Genomic DNA, 22,398 nt, shown 5'->3' on the forward strand with positions numbered 1-22,398 from the left:
ATATGCGAGCCGAAGAGCTACAGAGTAGTAGGTGAGCCTTTCCCGGTACAAGATATCCTTGAGGTAAAAGAAGTACGGCAAGAAGTAAGTGAAGAGGAAGAATAACTAACGCTTTGTGAATCAAAAAAATGGGCAGGTGTTAGTCATGCCTGCCCAAATTTTTTTAAAGAAATATTTGCATGATATGATACACTGCTCTATATTTGCATCAGCATTTGAGCAAAAGGGTTCTTAGCTCAGTTGGTTCAGAGCACCTGCCTTACAAGCAGGGGGTCGCAGGTTCGAATCCTGCAGAACCCACGACAAGCGGTATCAACGATGCCGCTTTTTTTGTTTTATTTATGCTATCGTTTCTTATTTTTTTAAAAGTTGCCCTGCCGTTCATTCTTGCCTTGTCATTTCGAGTTTTTACCCTTTGTTACTTCGAGCATTAGCGGGAAACCTATTTTTTTAGGAAAAAAGGCTTGGTTTGGCGGGACGTCTCACTTCGTTCGATATGGCAAAATAAGCATGCCCGGTGTGAATGGGATTGTTCACTGCGCCTGCACTCCGTTCGAGATGCCCTGTTGCATTTTTGCTCAAAGCAACAGGGCTGCAAAGAAACGACTTGGTTTTCCGCATACCTCTCTTCTTTATTGTTTAGAGGCTTGCGGGGGCGTGGAGTGAAAAAAGCGATGGATTTGCCGCGCTTTGCTTTTACCTACTATTTGCGCGAGTGCTTCTTCGGATGCCTCGCGGACGGCTTGAACGCTGCGGAAGTGTTGCAGCAGTTTTTGAGCTGTTTTTTCTGCAACTCCGGGAATTTGGGTCAAGACCGACTCAAAGCTTTCTTTACTTCTTTTGTCACGATGGAAAGTAATGGCAAAGCGGTGCGCTTCGTCACGCAGGTGTTGAATCAGACGGAGGGCCGGTGACTTTTTGCTTAAATGCAGGGGGTACTTATCGCCCGGACGGTAGATTTCTTCCAGTCGCTTGGCTATGCCTATGGTTGGTATCTGAACTGCCAGGTTCAGTGCTTTTAAAGCATCGAGGGCAGCATTGAGTTGTCCTTTTCCACCATCGATGACTATGAGCTGAGGCAGCTCGCCCCCTTCTTCGACTTGCCGCTTGTAACGCCGGTAGACCACTTCGCGCATCGAGGCAAAATCATCGGGACCTTCCACCGTTTTGATGTGAAACTTGCGGTACTCACTCTTTGCCGGTTTGCCGTCGATGAAGCAAACCATGGCAGCTACCGGGTGTTGTCCTTGTATATTGGAGTTATCGAAGCATTCAATGCGCCGTGGAAGCTGTGGCAATTGCAGGGCATCTTGTAGCTCTATGAGCGCTTGGTTTTTCTTCTCTTGCCGCTTGCCCTGTTTCTTCAGTTCTTCTTTGCGCAAGAGGTATATGTTATGCAAGCCCATTTCAATAAGACGGCGTTTGTCCCCAATTTGGGGGACTTGGGTTTGCAACTGTTCACCGTGTATTTCCAAATTGCTGAGTACAGGCACCCGTGCTTCGAAACGGTACTTGATTTTCATTTGTTCATAGACACGCTCGGCTATTTCGGCTTCGGTGTCTTCTAATGGGCACTGCACCGCAAATGTTTCGGTGTGGATGATGGCACCTTCACGTATGTAAAAAAAGCAAGCATAAGCTTTGCCGGGTTGGGGTTTGTTGAGTACAATCACCACCAAATCGCCGTATTTAGGGTTGGTCACCGTACGCTTTTGTTGGAATACTTGCAGCTTGTCTATTTTTTCTTTCCAAAACTGCGCTTCCTCGAAACGTAGTTCAGCCGCCGCTGCCAGCATTTTTTCTTCAAAGAACGTCTTCACCTCCGATATTTGTCCTTTCAGCACACGGCGCACCTGTTCTATGTCGGCGCGATAGTCTTCGCGGCTTTGTTTTCCTTCGCAGGGGGCTTGGCAGTTGCCTATGTGATACTCCAGGCAGGCAGCAAACTTACCCTGTGCAATGCCTGTGGGGGTAAGGGGCAAGTGACATGAGCGCACCGTGAACAATTGCTTGAGCAGGTCTAAAAGCTCATACATGTCACCTGCCCGGGCGTAAGGACCGAAGTATTCGCCACGGTATTGGTCCAGCCGCCGGGTGGTCAATATGCGCGGAAAGTCTTCTTCCGTGATACAAATGTAGGGGTAGGTTTTGTCGTCTTTGAGCAGGATGTTGTATTTGGGCTGATGGCTCTTGATAAGGCTGTTTTCAAGCAGCAGGGCATCTTGCTCGGAAGGCACCACGGTATATTCTATGCGGTCGATTTGTTGCACCAGGCGTCGTGTCTTGCGGTTGAGCTGCTCCGGTGCCTTGAAGTAGGAGCGTACCCGCTTGCGCAGGGACTTGGCTTTGCCTACGTAAAGCAGCTTGCCGCCGGCATCATAAAAACGATAGACTCCTGCCTCGTCGGGCAAGAGTCTGAGCGTTTCTTCTATATGTGCTTTGCCTGTGTTGCTCATGGCCTACAGGGCTTCTTCGTCTATGATCTCAATTTTGATTTTATCGCTGGTGCCTTCGCGCAGCTTTTTACAATCAAGCTCTACACTGATTTGAGCGGGGCGGGGGAAATAACCGGGTTTATAAGGAATGTTTTTATCCTCGTAAATGGCTTTGGTGAAGTTGCCCCAAATAGGAAGTGCCAGCACGGCACCTTGCCCGTCGATGATGGAAGGGAAGCGTATGTGCATGTCGTCGCCGCCAACCCATACACCCGCCACATAATCTTTGGTAACGCCCATAAACCAACCGTCGGCATGGTTTTGCGTGGTACCGGTTTTTGCACCAATTTCGTTGTTGCGGGTAATGCCATAGCTGTGCAGGCGCACGGAGGTTCCGCCTGGTTCCAGAGCTGCCTTCAACATGTGAAGCATCATATAGGCTTTTTCTTCGCTCATGACTTCGCGGGCATCCGGCACAAATTCTTCTATGACCTTACCATTGCGGTCGGTAATGCGGGTAATGTAAATAGGTTCGATGCGCTTGCCTTGGTTCAAAAAGACCGAATAGGCTTGACACAGCTCATAAAGTGTGACGGCACTGGATCCCAAAGCCAAGGAACCTACGGGGTCCAAGGGGCTGGTAATGCCCAATTGCCGGGCAAACTTAACTACATTTTGCACGCCGATTTCCATAATGAGCTGGGCAGCAATGGTATTGATGGAGCGCCCCAAGGCTTCGCGTAAAGTATAGCTTTTTCCGGTGAAGCCACCGTAGCTGTTTTTGGGGCTCCAGTCGCCAAAGGTTACTTCCCGGTCCACCATCTCGTAGCAGGGGGTATAGCCCATATCGATAGCAGTGGCATACACAATAGGTTTGAAAGTAGAGCCCGGTTGGCGCCGCCCCTGCTTGACGTGGTCATAGCGGAAGTGCTTGAAGTTGATGCCACCTACCCATGCCCGCACTTTGCCCGTTTGGGCTTCCACACACAGAAAGCCGGCGTGCAGGAAGCGTTTGTAATAACGAATAGAGTCCATGGGACTCATGAGGGTGTCCTTTTCGCCTTCCCAAGAAAAAACAGTCATGGGCACCGGCTTGCGCATTTCGGCAAAAATGGCTTCTTCATCATCGCCATATTGTTGTTTAAGGGTACGGTAACGCTCCGATTGCCGCGCAATACGTTCCAAGTAGCCGGGTACGTTATACCAGGGGTCGCGCCGGCTCCACACTTGATCGAAGCGCTTTTGCCGCTCTTTCATGTGTGCTGCCATGGCTTGTTCGGCATAGGCTTGCACGCGCGAATCGATGGTGGTGTAAATTTTATAACCGGCCGTATAGAAATTGTTTTCAGGCAGTCCGCGCTCTTTTTCCCATCGTTTCATGAACTCGCGCACTTCGGCACGGAAATAAGGGGCTATGCCTTCGCCAGGGTTGTCGGGGTGGTAGTCTATCTTCACCGGTGAGGCTATGGCTTTGCGGTAGGTGTCTTTATCGAGGAATTGGTACTTGTACATTTGCCCCAGCACCACATTGCGGCGTTGGCGGCAGGCCTCCGGATGGGACACCGGGCTGTAACGCGAAGGGGCCTGCAAGAGGCCGACAAGTGTGGCTGCTTCAATGGCATCCAAGTCACTTGCAGACTTATTGAAGAAAGTGCGGGCAGCTGCTTCTATGCCAAAGGCGTTGTGTCCGAAGCTCACTTCGTTGAGGTACATGGTAATGATTTCGCGCTTGGTGTAGTTGCGTTCCAAACGCACAGCCGTAATCCACTCCTTGGCTTTGATGATAAGCATGCGCAGCCCCGGCACGCGGGCAAGCGGTCCCAGACTTTCCTTGGCGCGGGTTTCGAACAGGTTTTTTGCCAGCTGTTGGGTGAGGGTACTGCCACCGCCTGATTCCCGCTGTCCCAATAAAATGGTTTTAAAGAACACACGAGCCAGCCCTTTGAGGTCCACACCGGCGTGCTTTTCGAAGCGCACGTCTTCGGTTGCAATCAACGCATTGATGACATAGGGCGAAATTTCTTCGTACTCAACCGGTATGCGGTTGACCAGGTAAAGTTTGCCCATGAGTTTGCCGTCGGCGCTGTAAATCTCCGAAGCCAGCTCACTGCGTGGGTTTTCGAGGGCTTGCAGCGAGGGAAGCTCGCCAAATAAGCCTAAAAAATTAACGCTGACAGCCCAGATAAAAAGTGCACTGCCGAATACAGCCAATACAAAAAGAATCCAGATGGCTTTGATATAGCGCTTATATTTGCCGTTTTCCAATACTATGCGCATAGATTTTACGGTTTCTAAGTTTTTTTTATGGTGTGTTTGCCGGTAATGAGCCTGTTTGTGCAAGCATTTGTTCTACGAGTTTGGTAAAGGCGCTTTTGGGATGAGAGAGCAAAAAGCGCTGTGCTAAGTCCTGCCATTCGGCTTTTTTGAGTGCGCGGCTGCATAAAATTACTAAAAAGTCTGCTTTCTCGCGCAGGTGGTTTTCAGGAAACTCTTTTTGCAGTTGCTCCAGCTTCTCCAACGCTTTGGCATACTGTTTTCGTTCATAATAAAGAAAGGCTTCACGATAGAGCGCTTCTACCTCGGCGGCTTGCGCCTGCATCTTTTGGTAATAATTGGGGTCGTCTATGAGTTTAAGATAAATACTTTGCGGGTAGGCGCGCCGCAGCTCCTGCACTTGCGCTTGGGCAAGCGTTGGGTTTTTGTCTTTGTAAATCAAATAGCGCAAATAAAGGACTTCTTCCCGGAAGGGCGTTTGGGGGTAGCGCTCCAGCAACTCACGATAGTGGCGGTCGGCTGCTTGTGGTTCCAGCAGTTGAAACTGATAAATCTTTCCTAAGTTGAACAGCGCATTCTGTGTGCGTTGATGTGAGGCAGCCAAAGCCTGTTCGGTACGGGGCAGCTTTTTCAAGAACTCTTCTTTGAGGGCTTCCACTTGCAAAGCCACGGGGTCGGTAGTGGCCGCTTGGGTAGCAGGCACAGACAAACTTTCATCTATGGGATATGAAGACGCCTTGGAAGATACGCGCCAGTAGTCAGAAAGTGGACGGTTGCCCCATTTTTGCCGGAAAGCACTTTTCCCTTTAGCCACTGCCAAGGGGTCATCGAAATACCAAATACCGCTGCCCTGTTGATTGATGGCCTCTTGCAGGCTGCTGCCCTGTTGAATGCTTTGTTGTTGCAGAGCCTTCTTACGTGCCTCTTCTTCTTCCATTTGCTTGCGTACCTGCCGCGTAAGTACCTGTGAAAGTTCTTGATCGAAGGCTTCGGGGCTCATGCTTTTTTCTTTCTGTGCCCATAGCCGCAAGCTGTCTTCCAACTCAATGGTTTCTATGTACTCTACAAATTGATTGAGTACTTTGCTTCTGCGTTTTATGTTGTCGTAGAGTGGCTCGTCTTTGGGCAGAAATTGCAGGGTGCTGTCATAATAGGCCTGTGCTGCCCTGTATTTTTTAAGCTCTTCGTAATGAAGGCGAGCCAGGAACAAATAGCTGTAGGCTTTATAAAGAGGGTCTTGGCTTAGCTGTGCCGCACGGCTAAAATCTTCTTTGGCCGCCTCGGGGCGTTGACGGTAGAGCCAGTACTGTGCGCGGGTGTAGTAAATATTGCCCCGGTATTCGATGTTTTTCTCGTCTTTGAGTAATCGTTCAAATTGCTTTTCCACTTTGGCATAAGCCACCTTGCGGAAGTCGGCAAGCAACAGGGTTTGCAAACGTGCCATAAGAGAGAGCAGGTAGTCGGGGCGGTGCTTTTGCACCTCTTCAAAAGCTTCATAGGCTTTGTTGCGCTCGTTGGCTTGTTGGTACAGTTGTCCCTGCAAATAGTGCAGGCGGGCGCGGTAAGGGTTACTTTTGAGTAGGGGAAGAGCCAAGTCCAGGCTTTTGAGCGTACGCAGGGTGTCCCGGTTTTTCTGATAGTAAAAAGCCTGAGCCAGATAAAACTCTTTCAAGGCTTCTGCTTCGATGCCCTGCTTGCGTAAGTAGTTTTTTACGGTTTCGGCATTTTGCATTTCGCCTATGGTGGCATAGGTACGTATGAGCTCCGTAAGGGCAAGGTCTTGCACCAAGGCATTTTTGCTTTCTGCGTTCAAGTATTTGAAAGTGCTGATGGCATTTTCGTAGTCACGCAGGTAAAAGCGGGCTTTGCCTACTACAAGATAAGCCCAGTCTGTCCATTCACTATTGGGGTGGCGTTCAATGGCAAAAGCAGCTTTCTTGATGCAGTCTTTGAGTGTGGTTTCATACTGCTTCAATTGATTGGTATCTACTTCCGGATATACGGGCAGTAGGCGCAGGTAATGATCTTGACGATTGCGAAAGATGGCATATTCCACGCTGTCAAGACTTTGCTTGGCAAGGAAATAGCCGTTATAGTGCGCATTTAAATTGTGATAAAAACGCGCGACGGGTCCGGTGGATTCGGGGCTGCATCGCCAAAACAAGAGCCCCGCACCAAGACAAACAAGCCAATGAAGCAATCCGGATACTTTCATTTCGACATTATTCAACGAATCATAAGCAAAAATGATACAGCAAGTTATTCATATTGCACATAGCGGCGCCATTTGTCGAGAGCCGCCTGCATATCTTCGGGCAACGGCTGCTCAAAATACAGCTTTTCTTTGGTACGTGGATGCACAAAGCCCAAGCTGGCAGCATGTAATGCCTGGCGGGGAAGCAATGCGAAGCAGTTTTCTACAAACTGTTTGTATTTGCTGAACGAAGTGCCCCGCAATATTTTGTCACCGCCATAAGTGGCGTCATTGAAAAGGGGGTGCCCCAAGTGTTGCATGTGGACGCGTATCTGGTGGGTACGTCCTGTTTCGAGGCGGCATTCAATCAACGACACATAGCGCAAGTCTTCTATCACCTTGTAGTGAGTCACGGCATATTTGCCTTCCCCTTCATCGAGAACGGTCATCACACGCCGGTCCTTGGGCGAGCGTCCGATATAGTTGGCTATGGTGCCTTCGGCCGGGTCCGGCACGCCCCACACCAGGGCATAATATTTCCGCTCTATGCTGTGATCATAAAACTGCTTGGCAAGAAAGGTCATGGCCAGTTCGGTTTTGGCTATCACCAGCAAGCCGGAGGTGTCCTTGTCGATGCGGTGCACCAAGCCGGGGCGCGATGCCCCGTTTTGAGAAGTAGGCAAGTTTTCAAAATGATACATGAGGGCATTGACCAGGGTGCCTGTCCAGTTTTGATAGGCGGGGTGCACCACCATGCCTGCCGGCTTGTTGACTACCAGCACGTCTTCGTCTTCATATACGATATCGAGGGGAATGTTTTCAGGGATAATCTCATCGACACGCGGTGGCTCGGGCAGGCACACGGTGATGACATCCAGGGGGCGCACTTTATAATTAGGCTTTACCGCCTTTTCGTTCACCTTTACAAACTCGGCATGAATGGCATTTTGTATCTTTGTGCGGGTGGCATTGGCCAAGCGTTCCATCAGGTATTTGTCAATACGCAACGGCTTTTGCCCTTTATCCACAATGATTTTGTGGTGCTCATACAAATCCAACTCTTCTTCTTCCATGAATGACTTGTCTTGCATAGTCAGCAACTTTTTTGAAAAGGTAAATTTACAAGAATTTGCGCAAAGTGCCTTGCAGCCGTTGCCGGATGACCGCCTGGCAAGCCGGGGCATACGGGCAGAGGTGCTGCGCATAGACCGCCTGCATCCCCAAATCTCGGGAAACAAATGGTTGAAGCTGAAATACAACCTGATGGAAGCAGCACGGCAGGGTAAAAGACGCTTGCTTACTTTTGGCGGTGCTTATTCCAACCACCTGTATGCCACGGCGGCCGCAGGCAAGTTGTTGGGATTTGAAACCATTGGCATAGTACGGGGCGAGCGGGTAGAGCCGCTCAATAGCACTTTACGCTTTGCCGAAGAAGCCGGCATGCAGCTGCATTTCGTCAGCCGTGCGGATTACCGGCAAAAGCACAGCTCCGCATTTATTGAACACCTGCATGCTCTCTTTGGCGACTTTTTTCTTGTGCCCGAAGGCGGCAGCAATGTGCATGCAGTGCCGGGATGCATGGAGTTGCCGGGCGAATGGAGTTCTGCTTACGATTATATCTTGTTGCCATGCGGCACAGGTGGCACACTTGCGGGCTTGGCATTGGCTGCCGCGGCACACCAAAAGCTAATAGGGGTGTCGGTGCTCAAAGGTGGCGCTTTCCTTTATGAAGAGGTAAAGCGCCTGCAAGAAGCCTATGCCGGGCACCATACGCAAAATTTCGAGATATGGACAGATTACGCCCATCGCGGCTATGCCAAGACAACCGAAGCACTGCGCCTTTTTATGCAAGATTGGCAGCGGCAATATCCTTCAGTGCCCATAGAACATGTGTATTCTGCAAAAATGTTTTATGCTTTCTTTGCCGAAGTGGAAAAAGGTTATTTCCCGTCCGGCAGCCGTGTCTTGTTAATTCATACGGGGGGCTTAAGGGTAGAACATGAGTGATTTATTTGATTTTGAGTGAAAAAACATAGGCCGGCTTTGTGGTGACTTAGGCATAAATTGCGTATTTTGATGAGCACAGCTTATTTATGCCATGTCCCGTACCTATCCTTTTTTTAACGGAAAACATGTGGTGATTACCGGTGCTGCTTCCGGTATAGGCTACGCCCTCACCAAAGCCTTACTGCCGGTGGCCGCTTCCATGCTGTTGGTAGATGTGAAGCGCGAAACACTGGAAACACTTCGCACGCAGAGTAGCCATGTACACATTTTGCAAGCCGACCTTTCGACACGGGCAGGTTGTGAAGCCCTGCTCGAACACCTGCGTAAGGCATCCCGGGCGCCCGATGTGGTATTTTTAAATGCGGGGGTTGCTCTTTATGGACGTTTCGATGCACCCGGTTGGCAACAAATAGAGTCGCTTTTGATGCTCAATGCCGGCGGCGTGATGTATATGAGTGGACAGCTGTTGCGGCTTTTTCCCGAGGTCAGGTTGTGCATCACGGCTTCTTCCATGGCTTTTTTGGGTATTCCGGGCTATGCCCTGTATGCAGCGACCAAGGCAGCTTTGCACCGCTGGGCGCAAACACTGTGGGCAGAGGGTGAGCGCCGCCTCACGCTGGTGTATCCCATAGCCACGCGCACGCGCTTTTTCAATGCGGCTCAAAGCCCCTTGCTTTTTCCCAACCAAAGTGCCACACAGGTGGTTAAAGCTATATTGCGGGGGATAAGCCGGGGGAAAAGGCGGATTTTCCCTTCAAGGCTTTTTTATTGCATCACAATCCCCGTATTTTTGTACGAATTTTTTATGCGCTTATATACCGCCTATGCGCGGCGGCTCTTAAATCAAAGAACATTGAAAAAACAATGATTGGAATTGTTGTAGGAACCAACCGCAAAGAAGCCGTTTCGGAACAGGTAGCCGCCTATTATGCCGCCTTGCTGAATGAGAGAGGACAAACTGCCGATATTATACGCTTGACCGAACTGCCGCCTGATTTTATTGCAACGGCACTTTATGAGCATGCAGGCAAGAACGAGCAATTCAACCGTGTGCGTGACCGCTTATTGGCTGCTTCCCGCTTGGTGTTCATCGTGCCCGAATACAACGGCTCTTTTCCCGGTGTATTGAAGGCTTTTTTGGACGGCTTCCCTTATCCCAGTGGCTTGGAAGGCAAGCGCATTGCATTGGTAGGTGTCTCTACCGGCATACAAGGGGGCGCTTTGGCGCTCAGTCACCTGAACGATATTTTTTCATACCTGCATGCCGACGTGGTAGGGGTCAGGGTAAAGTTGATGCAGATAGACCGGTACTTGCAAGAAGGAAAGATTACCCATCCGTTTTATAACCAACTGTTGAGCATGCAAATCGATGCCTTGCTGCGCTAAATTTGTACTTCCTTACGAAGTTGCGTAACTTCGCATCCCATAGTGGTAGAAATACAACCTTCATAAGCATATAACCATTATGGGCACGCAAACAAAATACATCTTCGTAACCGGTGGCGTTACTTCTTCCTTAGGCAAAGGCATCATTGCTTCTTCTTTGGCGAAACTGCTGCAAGCACGCGGCTTCTCGGTGACCATTCAAAAGTTCGACCCCTACATCAACGTGGACCCGGGCACGCTCAACCCCTATGAGCATGGCGAGTGCTACGTGACCGACGACGGTGCCGAGACAGACCTGGACTTGGGGCATTACGAGCGTTTTTTGAATATCCCTACTTCGCAAGCCAACAACGTGACGACAGGGCGCATTTACCATTCGGTCATTACCAAAGAGCGCCAAGGGGCTTATTTAGGCAAAACCGTGCAGGTGGTGCCTCATATTACCGATGAAATCAAAGCCAACTTCCGTAAGCTTGCCGAAACGGGCAATTACGATATCATCATTACCGAAATAGGGGGCTGTGTAGGCGACATCGAGTCGCTTCCTTTTTTGGAAGCACTGCGTCAGTTCCGTTGGGAGGTAGGTGCCAACAACTCGCTGGTTGTGCATCTTACTTTGGTGCCTTATTTGAAATCGGCGGGCGAATTAAAAACCAAACCCACACAGCACTCGGTCAAAGAACTGCTGCAAACAGGTATTCAGCCCGATATACTCGTCTGCCGCACAGAATATCCCCTTCCTGCCGAAATACGAAAAAAAATAGCCCTGTTCTGTAATGTGAATATCAATTCGGTGATTGAAGCCATCGACGCCGATACCATATATGATGTGCCCTTGTTGATGCTGAAGGAAAAACTCGATGAGCGGGCGCTCATCAAACTCAAGCTGCCCCACAAGCGCGAGCCCGACATGGAAGCATGGAAACAGTTTTTGGGCAAGCTGAAAAACCCCACTTCTTCGGTCAACATAGGTTTGGTGGGTAAGTATGTAGAGCTGCACGATGCCTATAAATCCATTGTAGAAGCTTTCGTACATGCCGGCGCGTACAATGAGTGCAAAGTGAACATCCGCTGGGTGCAGTCAGACCACCTCACCGAAGAAAATATAGAAAGCAAGCTGTCCGGCTTGGACGGCATCCTGGTAGCACCGGGCTTTGGCGAGCGGGGCATCGAAGGCAAGGTATTGGCAGTGCGCTATGCCCGCGAAAACAAAGTGCCTTTTTTTGGTATCTGTTTGGGAATGCAATGTGCCGTGGTGGAATTTGCCCGTCATGTGGCAGGCTTGGAAGGCGCCCACACCACGGAGGTAAACCCCGAAACGCCTCATCCGGTGATTCACCTGATGGAAGAACAAAAGCATATTCAGGACAAAGGGGGAACCATGCGCTTGGGAGCCTATCCTTGCGTGCTGGAGAAAGGCTCCAAAGCCTATCAGGCATACGGCAAAACAAAAATCAGTGAGCGCCACCGCCACCGCTATGAGTTCAATAATGAATACCGTGAATTGTTTGAAAAACACGGTATGCGTGCAACCGGCATCAACCCCGACAAGAACCTGGTAGAAATCGTGGAGATAGAAGACCACCCTTGGTTTGTGGCTGTGCAGTTTCATCCCGAATTGAAAAGCACGGTGATGAACCCGCATCCGCTGTTTATGAAGTTTGTGCAGGCGGCGCGCAGCTATGCACAATCCCGCACCGGCGAGGTGCTTGCATAAAGAAGGGGATAGTATTTTCAAAGCAAGCAAGCATAAGTAAGAAGGCATGTCAAGCAAGGAAGACGCTTCCTTTGCCGCATGCCTTCTTTGTTTGTCCCGCCTTCTACACAGGCAGCAGGGCGCCCGCTTGCTTCACTTTGTGTTGTGTGAGCTGTGGGTGGTGTGCCACAAAGATACCTGCGCCGGGGTGTGCCTGCAGGAAGTCGCGCACTTGGTCGTAGCGGGCATATCCTTCGAAGGCAAAGCCGCGGGCATCGCTTATATGCGCGTGCAGCTCATGAAAGGGGAAATGCGTCAGCAGCCGGCGGGCGCTGCCGTTGCCGCTTACCCACAAGGGAAGCACCTCTTCTTCATAGAAATAGCGCTTCATATTCACTTTGCCGGTGGCTACATACCCTTTCAATACGCGCGCCACGTCTGCCATCACGGCGGCACCGGTGGGGGTGCTGCCGGCGCCTTTGCCACGCAACAACTGCGGGTGGGCATGGCGTAAGCCTATTTCTATGGCATTTTCTTCCTGCTCTACGCTTGCCAGCTGGTCCTGAACAGGCAAAAGGGCAGGGAGTACAAAGGCAGTAACGCTGCCGTCGCCACGCTCATACGCTTGGGCAAGCAGCTTTATACGGTAGTCTTTTCGTGCGCAGTAGCCGGTAGTCAGCGGGTCGAGGCGGTGAATGCCCTCGCGTAAAAGCCGCTCCGGCGATACCTCTATGCCAAAGGCATGATGCAGCAAGATGCTGAGTTTATAGCCGGCATCGAAGCCTTCAACATCCAAGGTGGGGTCCGATTCGGCAAACCCCAAGGCTTGCGCCTCCTGCAGGGCAGCTTCGTAGGCAACCCCTTCGTTGTGCATCTTGCTGAGGATAAAGTTGGTAGAGCCGTTGATGATGCCGCGCAACCATTCGATGTGGTCATAGCGGTAATAGTGTTGCAGCAGCTGCAGGATGGGTATGCTTCCGGCTACGGCTGCCTCATAAAGGAAGGCGCGTTGCCGGCTGCTTGCCAAGGCACGCAATTCGCGTCCGTAAAGCGCCACCATCTTTTTATTGGCACTGACCACATGCTTGCCCGACTGTAATGCCGTTTTGGCAATAAGATAAGCCGCCTCGGCATCATCAATAGCCTCCACTACCAAACTGATGGCAGGGTCGTTGAGTATGTCTTGTGCTTGAAAATAAAATTTGCCGGTAGCAATGGGACGCTCTTTGTTGGGGTTCTTTACTACTATCTTGCGTATTTGAGCCTGTATTTCACTTTGTTGCTCCTGAAAGATACGGTAAAACCCTTGCCCCACGCAACCAAAACCAAACAATCCAATTTGAACAGGAATATCACTCATAGCCGGTTGAATTTATAACAAAAGAAAGACATGGGTGGTAAGTGAAAATGTAGTGGTAGCTTCACCTATGACACAGGAAACAAACAACTTTCGGTTTGGGCAAAGCAATCGAAGTAAAAGCGCTCGACGGCATCCGTCTCAATCAAGAAGGCGTCGTGTCCATATACCGAATGCAAAATGCGCAAATGTGCATGAGGAATGTAGTTTGCGAGCAGTTGCTGCTCGGCAAGCGGAAACAGGATGTCGGTACTGATGCCCAGCACCAGCACCTGCGCACGTATGCGCGCCAGCGCTGCTTCCACACCGCCCCGCCCACGTCCCACGTCGTGGCTGTCCATGGCTTTCGACAACCACCAATAACTGAACGCATGGAAGCGTTCACGCAACTTCTTGCCTTGATACTTTTGATAGGAGGCAGCCCGGAAGTTGCCTGTGGGAGGGCACCCCTCTGCGTCGCTCTGCGTGAGCGCATAGGTCTGGTAGTGGCGGTAGGAAAGCATGGCACAAGCACGGGCAGCTTCCATGCCTTTGAGCCCGGCACCGGGCGTGCGTTGCCCCCAGCTGCTGTCGGCTTCTATAGCCATGCGTTGCGCTTCATTGAAAGCAATGCCCCAAGGAGAATGGCGGGCATTGCAGGCAATCAAATAAGCCGAATCGAACAGCTCAGGGGCTTCTATCAGCCATTCGAGTGCCTGTTGCCCACCCATAGACCCCCCAATAAGGCAGCGAATGCGGCGGATGCCCAAGTGGCGGCGCAGCAACTCGAATCCCCGCATAATATCCCGGTTGGTAAGTACAGGAAAGTCATAATAGTAAGGTGTGCCGGTTGAAGGATTGGGAGACAGCGGGTTGGTCGAGCCGTAGCACGAGCCAAGCATATTGGCGCAAACGATAAATTGCCGGCTTGGGTCGAGCAGGCGCCCTTTGCCAAAGAGCCCTGCCCACCAACGGTCAACGTCTGCGCTGCCCGTGAGGGCGTGGCATACCCACACCACATTGTCGGCGTTTGCATTCAGCTGCCCGTAGGTGCGGTATGCCAGCGTAAGCCCCTCGAGGGTATCGCCACACTCGGTAATAAAAGGTGCTTGATATTGGAAGGTCTTTAACATGCTTTTAGACGGTCACTGCTGTGCTTATTTTTTCAAAAGCCTGCTCAAAGTCGGCGATGATGTCGTCGATATGTTCGATACCCACAGATACACGTATCAAATTGGGCTCTACGCCGGCGCTTCGTTGCTCCGCTTCGCTCAACTGCTGGTGTGTAGTAGAAGCCGGATGAATCACGAGCGTTTTGGCATCGCCCACGTTGGCCAAGTGGCTGGCCAGTTTCAAATGATTGATAAAGGCAGCTGCTTTCTCTTTTCCTCCTTTGATGGCGAAGGTGAGCACCCCACCGAAACCGTTGCGCAGATACTTCTTCGCCAATTGGTGATAGGGGCTGCTTTCCAAACCGGGGTAGTTTACATACTCGACCTGCTCGTGTTGTTCGAGCCAGCGCGCCAGCGCCAAGGCGTTGTCCACGTGGCGCTGTACCCGCAAAGAAAGCGTTTCCAACCCCTGCAACAGCAAGAAAGCATTGAAGGGACTCAGGCTGGGACCGTAATCACGTAGCCCTTCCACACGTGCACGAATGATGAAAGCTATATTGCCAAAGGGACTGTCAGGGCCGAAAGCATCCCAAAAGACCAAGCCGTGGTAGCCTTCCGAGGGCTCGGTGAATTGGGGAAACTTGCCGTTGCCCCAGTTGAAACGCCCACTGTCCACAATGATGCCGCCAATGCTATTGCCATGTCCGCCAATCCACTTGGTAGCGGAAGCGGTCACTACTGCCGCCCCGTAGTCAATAGGACGGAACAAATAGCCGGCCGCGCCAAAGGTATTGTCCACTACCAGGGGAATGCCGTGCCGGTCCGCCAGCTTGGCAATGGCTTCAAAGTCAGGAATGTTGAAGCCCGGGTTGCCGATGGTTTCCAAGTAAATGGCTTTAGTCTTTTCGTCAATGAGACGTTCAAAACTTTCTACCTTATCGCCTTCGGCAAAGCGCGCTTCAATGCCCAGGCGCTTGAAGCTCACTTTGAACTGGTTATAGGTGCCACCATACAAATAGGAGGTCGTTACGAAATTGTCGCCGGCTTGTAGAATGTTGGTAAGCGCGATGAACTGGGCTGCTTGCCCTGAGGCTGTTGCCAAGGCTGCCACCCCACCTTCGAGCGCGGCAATGCGCTTTTCGAACACATCAGTGGTGGGGTTCATGATGCGGGTGTAGATGTTGCCGAACTCTTGCAGTGCAAACAGGCGCGCCCCATGTTCGGCGTCGTTGAACACATAAGAGGTGGTTTGGTAGATAGGTACGGCGCGGGCACCGGTGGCCGGGTCGGGCTCTTGTCCCGCATGCAACTGAAGGGTCTCGAAACGGTAATTACTCATAGCTGGTTGATGGTTTGAAGTGAAACAAATATTTATTTAGACTAAATAAAATGCTATTTGATAATAACAATGCTCTGTTATGCAGTATATTTACTGCATCATGCCTAAGGGGGTAAGATGCGATAAGAGGGGGAGGTTGACTACATACAACAACAGCACATCTGCATCATGCGGAAGCGGGGAGAGGCATGAAGATGCTTGCTTGCAAGAGCTGCGAAAGAGTGTTTGTGTTGAGTGTGTTTGTTGATAAGAAACATGACTTTTCCGGTTTATATTTCCTAAATGACCTTCATTTAGGCGGGATTTGGCACCTTGCCGTGCGGCAGGTTGCCAGCGCTTCACAGAGCCCGTTCTCTCTGCGCTTCTCTATAAACCTTTTACTTTCGTGAAAAAGTAAAAGTAAGAGGTTCGATGCTGCAATGATAAATAAGCTTTCTGACTTGTGCAAATTTATTTTAAAAAAATCGCTTTACCTTGTGGGTAAGTTGCCCGTTTACCGCCAGTCATAGGTGAATAATACAGTACGACTTTCTGGTTCGTAAAATGTTAAAATAGCGTCGGCGCCATGTCCACAATAGTGATAGCCGGCAACTTCTGCAACGAGAAAAAAATGGTTGCCCTTATAGGAAATTGAAATTCCATCGCTGGGCAGGTTTTCCCCGGCAGTTTCGTGAAAAAACATATCAAAGGCGGGAGGAGGGAGAGCGCTGTCCGTCCAATTTCCGTAGTGAATCTCTCCGCCCAGTCTGTCGATAAAATCTTGCGGGTTATCTGCTTGCCATGGCAACAATTGCCCTTTGCTTTTATAGCCGGATTTTACTTTCCGGTAGGTATCCTTTACCTCTTTAATATGCTCAAGCAAGAGTTCGTCTATTTTGTCTTTATGATTATGAACAGGCGCCGATAAAAAGTAGCCTTCATCACCTAAAAATTGATATTTATTGTCCTTTGTGAGCTCCAAGGTAAGCCAATTTTCCCCACAAAATGCATTATGGAACTCGGCTGTTTCTTCTCCTATAAAGCCTTCGTAAGGTTCTACCGGGTTGAGAATATGCACAGTAGTACCCTGTAAGTCGCTCCTTAGTAAGCCCAAGTCTATGGAAATGAGGGGCAGTAAATAATTTTCCAGCGAAGCTTGAGCAGGTATAAATATATCTTCGGGAAAAGGAGTTAAGTCTCTTATTGGTCTTTTGATGCTTTTTCCGTGATAGTTTGCGTTCCTGTCTTCCATTGTTTTATTGCTGTGGTTAAGTCAATCTGAGAGGGTCCCTTTGCCCACTATCATCGGCTTTATGGGCACCCTCAATATAGTTTACACGAGAGAGCTGCAAAATATACTTTCAGTGGCTATATCCTACGAATATGCCCGATTGAAAGTTTATGTGTTAATGTTTTTCATGAGCTTTTAAGCAAGGTGCAAGAGGATAATAGTTACTTTTTTATAGACATTCATACATGAAAATATTTTCTTTTTGATAAAGCCTACTTGTCTTTCTGGTAGGCTTTCTTTTGATTTGCATCATAATTTAAAACAAGTCTAAATAAAAATAACTTAATCATGAGAAACATCACACTTACTTTCTGGATTTTGCTTGCAACTGCTTTGGGAGCATACGCCCAAGGTAGCTTGCAAGGCGTAGTTTATGATGATGAGGGGCAGCCGTTGCCGGGTGCTCAGCTCCATTTGAAGGAGGCGGGTTTGAGTGCCGTCAGCGATGAGACCGGAGCTTTTGTCTTTCGACACCTGGCGCCGGGCACTTATACCCTGCAAGTACATTTTATCGGTTTCCGTGCGTGGCAGCAAATCATTCCCCTTCGTGAGGGCGAATCGAAGAGCATAAAAGTGCAGTTGCAGGCAGATATTGCCGCTTTGGAAGAGGTGGTAGTAACCGATAATAAAAGCCTGCCTGCGCCACCCACGCAGTCTTCGCCTTCTTTGCGTATGGAACGTGCCGTTCTGGAGATTCCTCAAAACGTGCAGCTCATAGACAAGCAGCTTCTGCAGCATCAACAAGTGGTGGAAATGCTGGAGGGCGTCAACAAGAACGTGAGCAATGCCCAATTGATTGAGCACTGGGGCAACTTCGCCCGTGTCAATATGCGGGGATTCAAAGTGCCGGCATTCCGTAACGGTTTGAATGTGGATATGCCCTGGGGACCGCTGAGTGAGGACATGGCGATTGTCGAACGCATAGAGTTTGTGAAAGGACCTGCTGCTTTCTTGGCACCCTCGGGCGATGCGGGCGGGCTTTATAATGTGGTGACCAAAAAAGCCTCACCGCTTACTTCTAACGAGGTATCACTTCTGTATGGCAGCTTTCAGACCCTGCGGGCGGCTTTCGATGTAGGCGGCAGCTTGCCCAACCGCAAGCTGCATTATAGGCTGAATGTAGCTGCTTCTACCAAGGGGTCGCATCGCCCTTATGAGTACTCCGAGCGCTTTACTTTGATGCCTTCTTTACGCTATGATATTGACGAGCGCACTTCGATTACCGCTGAGTATATTTATCAGCAGGCAGATATGACGCCATTGGGCACGGCTTATGTTTTTTCGCCTAACAAAATAGGGGAGCTGGACCGTGACTTTACCTTGGCGGAGCCCAATTTACCGTTGACTCATATTGCCGAGCACAACGCCATGGTGGAGTTGCGTAGAGCTCTTTCCAAAGACTGGACAGCCACTGCCAAACTGGCTATTTTCCGCTACGAGCAAGAAGGTAATACGCTTTGGCCTTTGCAGGTGGCACCCAACGGCGATGTACTGCGGGGCATGAGCATCTGGGATGCTCTGCAGTCCTCTAAGATGGGACAAGTGACTGTAAACGGTGCCTTTCAAACGGCTGCCGTACAGCATCATGTGATGATAGCTGCCGACTTTTATGACAAATCTTATTTTGCAGATTGGAACCAAAATGCTCTCTTGGCAGGTATGACGCCTTTCAACATTTACAAGCCGGTATATGGCGTACCTGCTGACTCTATTCCTACGTTTGACCGCAGCAAAGACTTGCGTATTAGAGCCGGTTTCAACCAAGTGGGGCAGCAAAGTCAAAGTATCTTTGTGCAAGATGAGATTGCACTGCTTTCTAATCTGTTCTTGACACTGGGTGTGCGTTTTACCGATGTGAGAGAATGGAGCTATGGAAACACAGTAAGCTCCCAAGCATGGAGCCCGCGGGCATCGTTGCTATGGAAGGCTTCGAACCAACTAAGTGTCTATGCTCTTTATGACCGTTCGTTTCAGCCGCAAGTAGGTACCGATGCACAAGGCAACGCTTTCGACCCGATATATGCCAACCTGCTGGAGGGCGGCATAAAAACAAGCCTGTTGAACAATCAGCTGCAGGCTACCTTGTCGGCTTTCCAAATTACAAAAGAAAATGTGTTGACTGCTGACCCCAACAATCCCCAATACTCCATTCAGCTGGGCGAAGTGCAAGGACAAGGTGTGGAATTTGACTTGCAGGGTAACCTGAACGACGACTTCTACATACTTCTAAACTATGCCTTCAACGACTTGAGCATTTCAGAAGACACCGACCCCAACAAGGTAGGGCAGAAGCTGCCGGGATATGCCACCCATTCCGCAAACCTGTGGGCAGAGTACAAGTTCACTAAGCTGCCGGCCATCAAGCATTTCTTTGTGGGAGTAGGCTCGCAACATGCTTGGGAGCGCTCTTCTTGGGCGTGGGGTGAAGACAATCAGTCTATCTTGCCCGACTACTGGCGCATGGATGCTTCCATCGGCTGGCAGAAGGGTCCTGTTACTTTGATGGCAAAGGTAAACAACCTTATAGACGCCTATTTGTATTCTGGAAGTGCTTACTCTGCCTTCTACTACTGGCAAACCGAACCCGGACGCAACTACCGCTTCTCCTTGAACTACAGATTTTAGTCAATATTAAAGCTTAAAATAAGGACAGTAGAAACAGTGAAGAAGTTGATATTGAGCATACACCGCTGGCTCGGTCTTGGCACCGGGCTGGTGGTGTTTATCGTAGCCGTTACAGGGGCCCTCTTTGCTTTTAGTGACGAAGTCAAAGACTACCTCCGCCGTGACTATCGTTGGTTGGCAGCAGAAGAACAGCCCCCCCTGCCGTTGGACTCCCTTTTGCACAAAGTGCAAAGCCGCTATGAAATGCAGTTCTATCAAGTGGTGGTGTACAATCATCCGCGGCGCAGTGTGGAATTGCGGGTTTATAAGCAAGCCGAAGATGCCGGTACCGCTTTTTGGTATCTCGATACTGTAGAGGCTTATTATACGCTCTATGTGCATCCGGCTACTGGACAGGTGCTGAAGGTCATCAACGAAAAGTATGATTTCTTTCACTTGGTAAAGATGATGCATTGGAGTTTGCTTCTGCATAATGACATTGGGCAGCCCATTGTGGGGTATTCAACGCTTTTGTTTGTTTTGTTGCTGCTGACCGGCTTGTGGCTGTGGTACCCCAAAAGCAACAAAGGGTGGAAGCAGAGATTTTGGTTCTACTGGACGAAAACCACTGGACGAAAACGCAAAAATTATGACTTACACAATATAGGTGGCTTCTATGCTTTTATACCGGCTTTGGTGCTGGCTCTTACCGGTATGGTTTGGGCTTTCCCCTGGTTTCGCATGCTGGTGTATGTGTTGGTAAGCATGAGCACCACGCCACCCGATTTGGCCCCTCCGCCTTTTGCCGATACGCTCCGTCAAGAAAAAATCTCTTATCAAAAAGCCTTAGACACAGCCCGCCGCTTGTATCCCGCCGCCGCCGCTTACGGTATTGCCCTCACACAAGAGTACAAGCCATTAGCAGTTACTGTGCAACAAACAGAGCATCGATACGCCGTATTACATCAACTGTATGTACACCCCTCTACCGGCGAGGTGCTGAAGCACAGAACCCATGCGCAAAAAAATACAGGCGAAAAACTGATTACCGCCAATTATGATATTCATGTGGGGGCTATCGCCGGCTTTGCCGGCAAGCTGCTTGCTTTTGTGGTGAGCCTTCTGGTGGCTATGTTGCCCGTTACCGGCTTTTATATTTGGTGGGGTAGGCGGAATAAAAAGAAACGCAAGGGCAAGGGACGTACCAAAACATACCGCACCGGCGTTCTTAAAGAAAAAACATGATGAAACAACTGTTACTCTTTGGCGTATGGTTGATTGGCGCATTACAGCCGCTTCGTGCGCAAAATGATTCTCTTTTGATTCGCAAAATCTATGATGAAGCGCTTGACAGCCATGTGGCTTACAATTATTTGGAATATTTGAGCAACCGCATCGGTGGGCGTTTGAGCGGCTCACCACAGGCCGCTGCTGCCGTTGAATACATGCGCGCGGTTATGGATACCTTGCCCTTCGATACCGTCTATTTGCAACCGGTGATGGTGCCGCACTGGGTGCGTGGCGACAAAGAAGAAGCACGCGCCTTGTCTGACCGCCGTGGAAGTATCGACCTACGCATATGTGCTTTGGGTAACTCCGTAGGTACAGGCGAAGGGGGCATTTCGGCACCTGTGGTGGAAGTGCACAGCTTCGACGAGCTCAAAGCTTTGGGGCGGAAAAAAGTAGAGGGCAAAATAGTGTTCTTCAATGTGCCCATGAACCAGCATCATATAGAGACGTTCCCTGCTTACGGCGAGGCAGTGCGTTACCGTGTGTTGGGCGCTTCGGAAGCTGCCAAGTTGGGGGCAGTGGCTGTGGTGGTGCGCTCGGTGGGTACCGCCCTCGACGATGAGCCACATACCGGCTCTTTGCGCTATGAAGAAGGGGTGCCGCCAATCCCGGCCGTGGCAGTTAGCACCAAAGGGGCAGAGCAGCTCAGTGCTTTATTGCGGCAAGACCCGTCCACCCGCCTCTTTATTGAAACCCATTGCCGCATGCTGCCCGATGTGCTTTCTTACAATGTAATAGGAGAGGTATGGGGCACGCAGCGCGATACCATCATTGCCGTAGGTGGCCACCTCGATGCCTGGGACAACGGCGACGGTGCCCATGACGATGGAGCCGGCTGTGTGCAGTCTGTGGAAGCCATACGCCTACTGCGTAAGCTTGGGGTAAAGCCGCGCTACACTTGGCGTGTGGTTTTATTTATGAATGAAGAAAACGGTTTGCGTGGCGGCATGGAATATGCCCGTGTGGCGCGCGAGCGCGGCGAGCATCACTTGCTGGCTTTGGAGTCCGATGCCGGCGGCTTTTCGCCCCGTGGCTTTAGCTTCGACATGGCGCCGGAGCATTTTCGCCGGATACAAGCGCTTTTGAAAAATACTTTGGAGCCCTATGGGCTGCATATCTTCCGCTTGGGCGGCAGTGGTGCCGACATCAGCCCTCTGAAAGGCAGCGCAACCATCTTGGCCGGCCTGCGTCCCGATTCGCAGCGCTATTTCGACTACCATCATACCGCCATCGATACCTTCGACAAAATCAACCGGCGCGAATTGGCGCTGGGAGCTGCTGCCATGGCAAGCCTTGTTTATCTTGCCAATCAAGGGTTGTTGCACTAAGGTTGAAATATAAAAACAGAAGGTGTACTCACGCCCTGTTGGCAGTTGCAGCCGGCAGGGTGTATCGCTTTCTACCTGTCTTGAAAGGAAAAGAATAGATGGGTGCTTATATGGTATCGTGGTTTGT

15 protein-coding genes, 1 tRNA gene and 1 riboswitch are annotated in these 22,398 nt (G+C 50.3%); of the genes, 8 read left to right on the plus strand and 8 right to left on the minus strand.

Annotated features, from left to right (window positions below; all coding sequences use genetic code 11):
- The first annotated feature begins 225 nt into the window (after nt 1–225).
- A tRNA-Val gene (locus K384_RS08505) sits at nt 226–300 on the plus strand.
- A gap of 332 nt (nt 301–632) precedes the next feature.
- Here K384_RS08505 and uvrC read toward each other — a convergent pair.
- The 4 genes from uvrC to K384_RS08525 are packed head-to-tail and all read right to left on the minus strand — an operon-like array spanning nt 633 to nt 7,994.
- Nucleotides 633–2,456, minus strand: coding sequence for an excinuclease ABC subunit UvrC (gene uvrC, locus K384_RS08510; RefSeq protein WP_038031424.1), 1,824 nt, complete (start codon nt 2,454–2,456; stop codon nt 633–635).
- A gap of 3 nt (nt 2,457–2,459) precedes the next feature.
- Nucleotides 2,460–4,712, minus strand: a complete 2,253-nt coding sequence (locus tag K384_RS08515) for a penicillin-binding protein 1A (protein ID WP_051633265.1) — start codon at nt 4,710–4,712, stop codon at nt 2,460–2,462.
- 25 nt (nt 4,713–4,737) lie between these two features.
- Nucleotides 4,738–6,924, minus strand: a complete 2,187-nt coding sequence (gene porW, locus K384_RS08520; protein ID WP_038031426.1) for a type IX secretion system periplasmic lipoprotein PorW/SprE — start codon at nt 6,922–6,924, stop codon at nt 4,738–4,740.
- Nucleotides 6,925–6,968: 44 nt separating this feature from the next.
- Nucleotides 6,969–7,994: an RluA family pseudouridine synthase gene (locus K384_RS08525; RefSeq protein WP_038031428.1), complete on the minus strand. Its 1,026-nt coding sequence runs from the start codon at nt 7,992–7,994 to the stop codon at nt 6,969–6,971.
- Between K384_RS08525 and K384_RS08530 the strand changes: the two genes are divergently transcribed.
- From K384_RS08530 to K384_RS08545, 4 genes are all read left to right on the plus strand, one after another.
- Nucleotides 7,975–8,910, plus strand: coding sequence for a 1-aminocyclopropane-1-carboxylate deaminase/D-cysteine desulfhydrase (locus K384_RS08530; protein ID WP_084147181.1), 936 nt, complete (start codon nt 7,975–7,977; stop codon nt 8,908–8,910). The two genes, K384_RS08525 and K384_RS08530, sit on opposite strands and share 20 nt — an antisense overlap.
- A gap of 91 nt (nt 8,911–9,001) precedes the next feature.
- Complete coding sequence (locus K384_RS13410) at nt 9,002–9,778, plus strand: SDR family NAD(P)-dependent oxidoreductase (RefSeq protein ID WP_051633266.1); 777 nt, start codon at nt 9,002–9,004, stop codon at nt 9,776–9,778.
- Nucleotides 9,775–10,296, plus strand: coding sequence for an NADPH-dependent FMN reductase (locus K384_RS08540; protein WP_038031430.1), 522 nt, complete (start codon nt 9,775–9,777; stop codon nt 10,294–10,296). The genes K384_RS13410 and K384_RS08540 overlap by 4 nt, the downstream gene beginning before the upstream one ends.
- A 79-nt stretch (nt 10,297–10,375) precedes the next feature.
- Entirely contained in the window at nt 10,376–12,013 is a 1,638-nt protein-coding gene (locus K384_RS08545) for a CTP synthase (RefSeq protein ID WP_038031433.1), read from the plus strand.
- Nucleotides 12,014–12,116: 103 nt separating this feature from the next.
- Here K384_RS08545 and K384_RS08550 read toward each other — a convergent pair whose 3' ends face one another.
- From K384_RS08550 to K384_RS08565, 4 genes are all read right to left on the minus strand, one after another.
- On the minus strand, nt 12,117–13,352 hold the full coding sequence (locus K384_RS08550) for a homoserine dehydrogenase (RefSeq protein WP_051633267.1): 1,236 nt from the start codon (nt 13,350–13,352) through the stop codon (nt 12,117–12,119).
- 65 nt (nt 13,353–13,417) lie between these two features.
- Nucleotides 13,418–14,461: a homoserine O-acetyltransferase family protein gene (locus tag K384_RS08555; RefSeq protein ID WP_051633268.1), complete on the minus strand. Its 1,044-nt coding sequence runs from the start codon at nt 14,459–14,461 to the stop codon at nt 13,418–13,420.
- A 4-nt stretch (nt 14,462–14,465) separates the two neighbouring features.
- Nucleotides 14,466–15,779: an O-acetylhomoserine aminocarboxypropyltransferase/cysteine synthase family protein gene (locus tag K384_RS08560; protein WP_038031434.1), complete on the minus strand. Its 1,314-nt coding sequence runs from the start codon at nt 15,777–15,779 to the stop codon at nt 14,466–14,468.
- A gap of 266 nt (nt 15,780–16,045) precedes the next feature.
- Nucleotides 16,046–16,154, minus strand: a riboswitch (SAM riboswitch).
- A gap of 118 nt (nt 16,155–16,272) precedes the next feature.
- Nucleotides 16,273–17,010, minus strand: coding sequence for a hypothetical protein (locus tag K384_RS08565; RefSeq protein ID WP_038031435.1), 738 nt, complete (start codon nt 17,008–17,010; stop codon nt 16,273–16,275).
- Nucleotides 17,011–17,337: 327 nt separating this feature from the next.
- Between K384_RS08565 and K384_RS08570 the strand changes: the two genes are divergently transcribed.
- From K384_RS08570 to K384_RS08580, 3 genes are read left to right on the plus strand one after another with little or no spacing between them, the layout of a single operon-like run.
- The gene (locus tag K384_RS08570; RefSeq protein WP_038031436.1) at nt 17,338–19,674 is read left to right on the plus strand and encodes a TonB-dependent receptor; all 2,337 of its coding nucleotides are present in this window, start codon (nt 17,338–17,340) and stop codon (nt 19,672–19,674) included.
- A gap of 36 nt (nt 19,675–19,710) precedes the next feature.
- The gene (locus K384_RS08575) at nt 19,711–20,898 is read left to right on the plus strand and encodes a PepSY-associated TM helix domain-containing protein (RefSeq protein WP_169737640.1); all 1,188 of its coding nucleotides are present in this window, start codon (nt 19,711–19,713) and stop codon (nt 20,896–20,898) included.
- A complete protein-coding gene (locus K384_RS08580) occupies nt 20,895–22,271 on the plus strand; it encodes a M28 family peptidase (RefSeq protein ID WP_157630106.1) in 1,377 nt (458 codons plus the stop codon). The genes K384_RS08575 and K384_RS08580 overlap by 4 nt, the downstream gene beginning before the upstream one ends.
- Nucleotides 22,272–22,398 lie beyond the last annotated feature (127 nt).

Source organism: Thermonema rossianum DSM 10300 (genome assembly GCF_000426825.1).
Lineage (GTDB): Bacteria > Bacteroidota > Bacteroidia > Cytophagales > Thermonemataceae > Thermonema > Thermonema rossianum.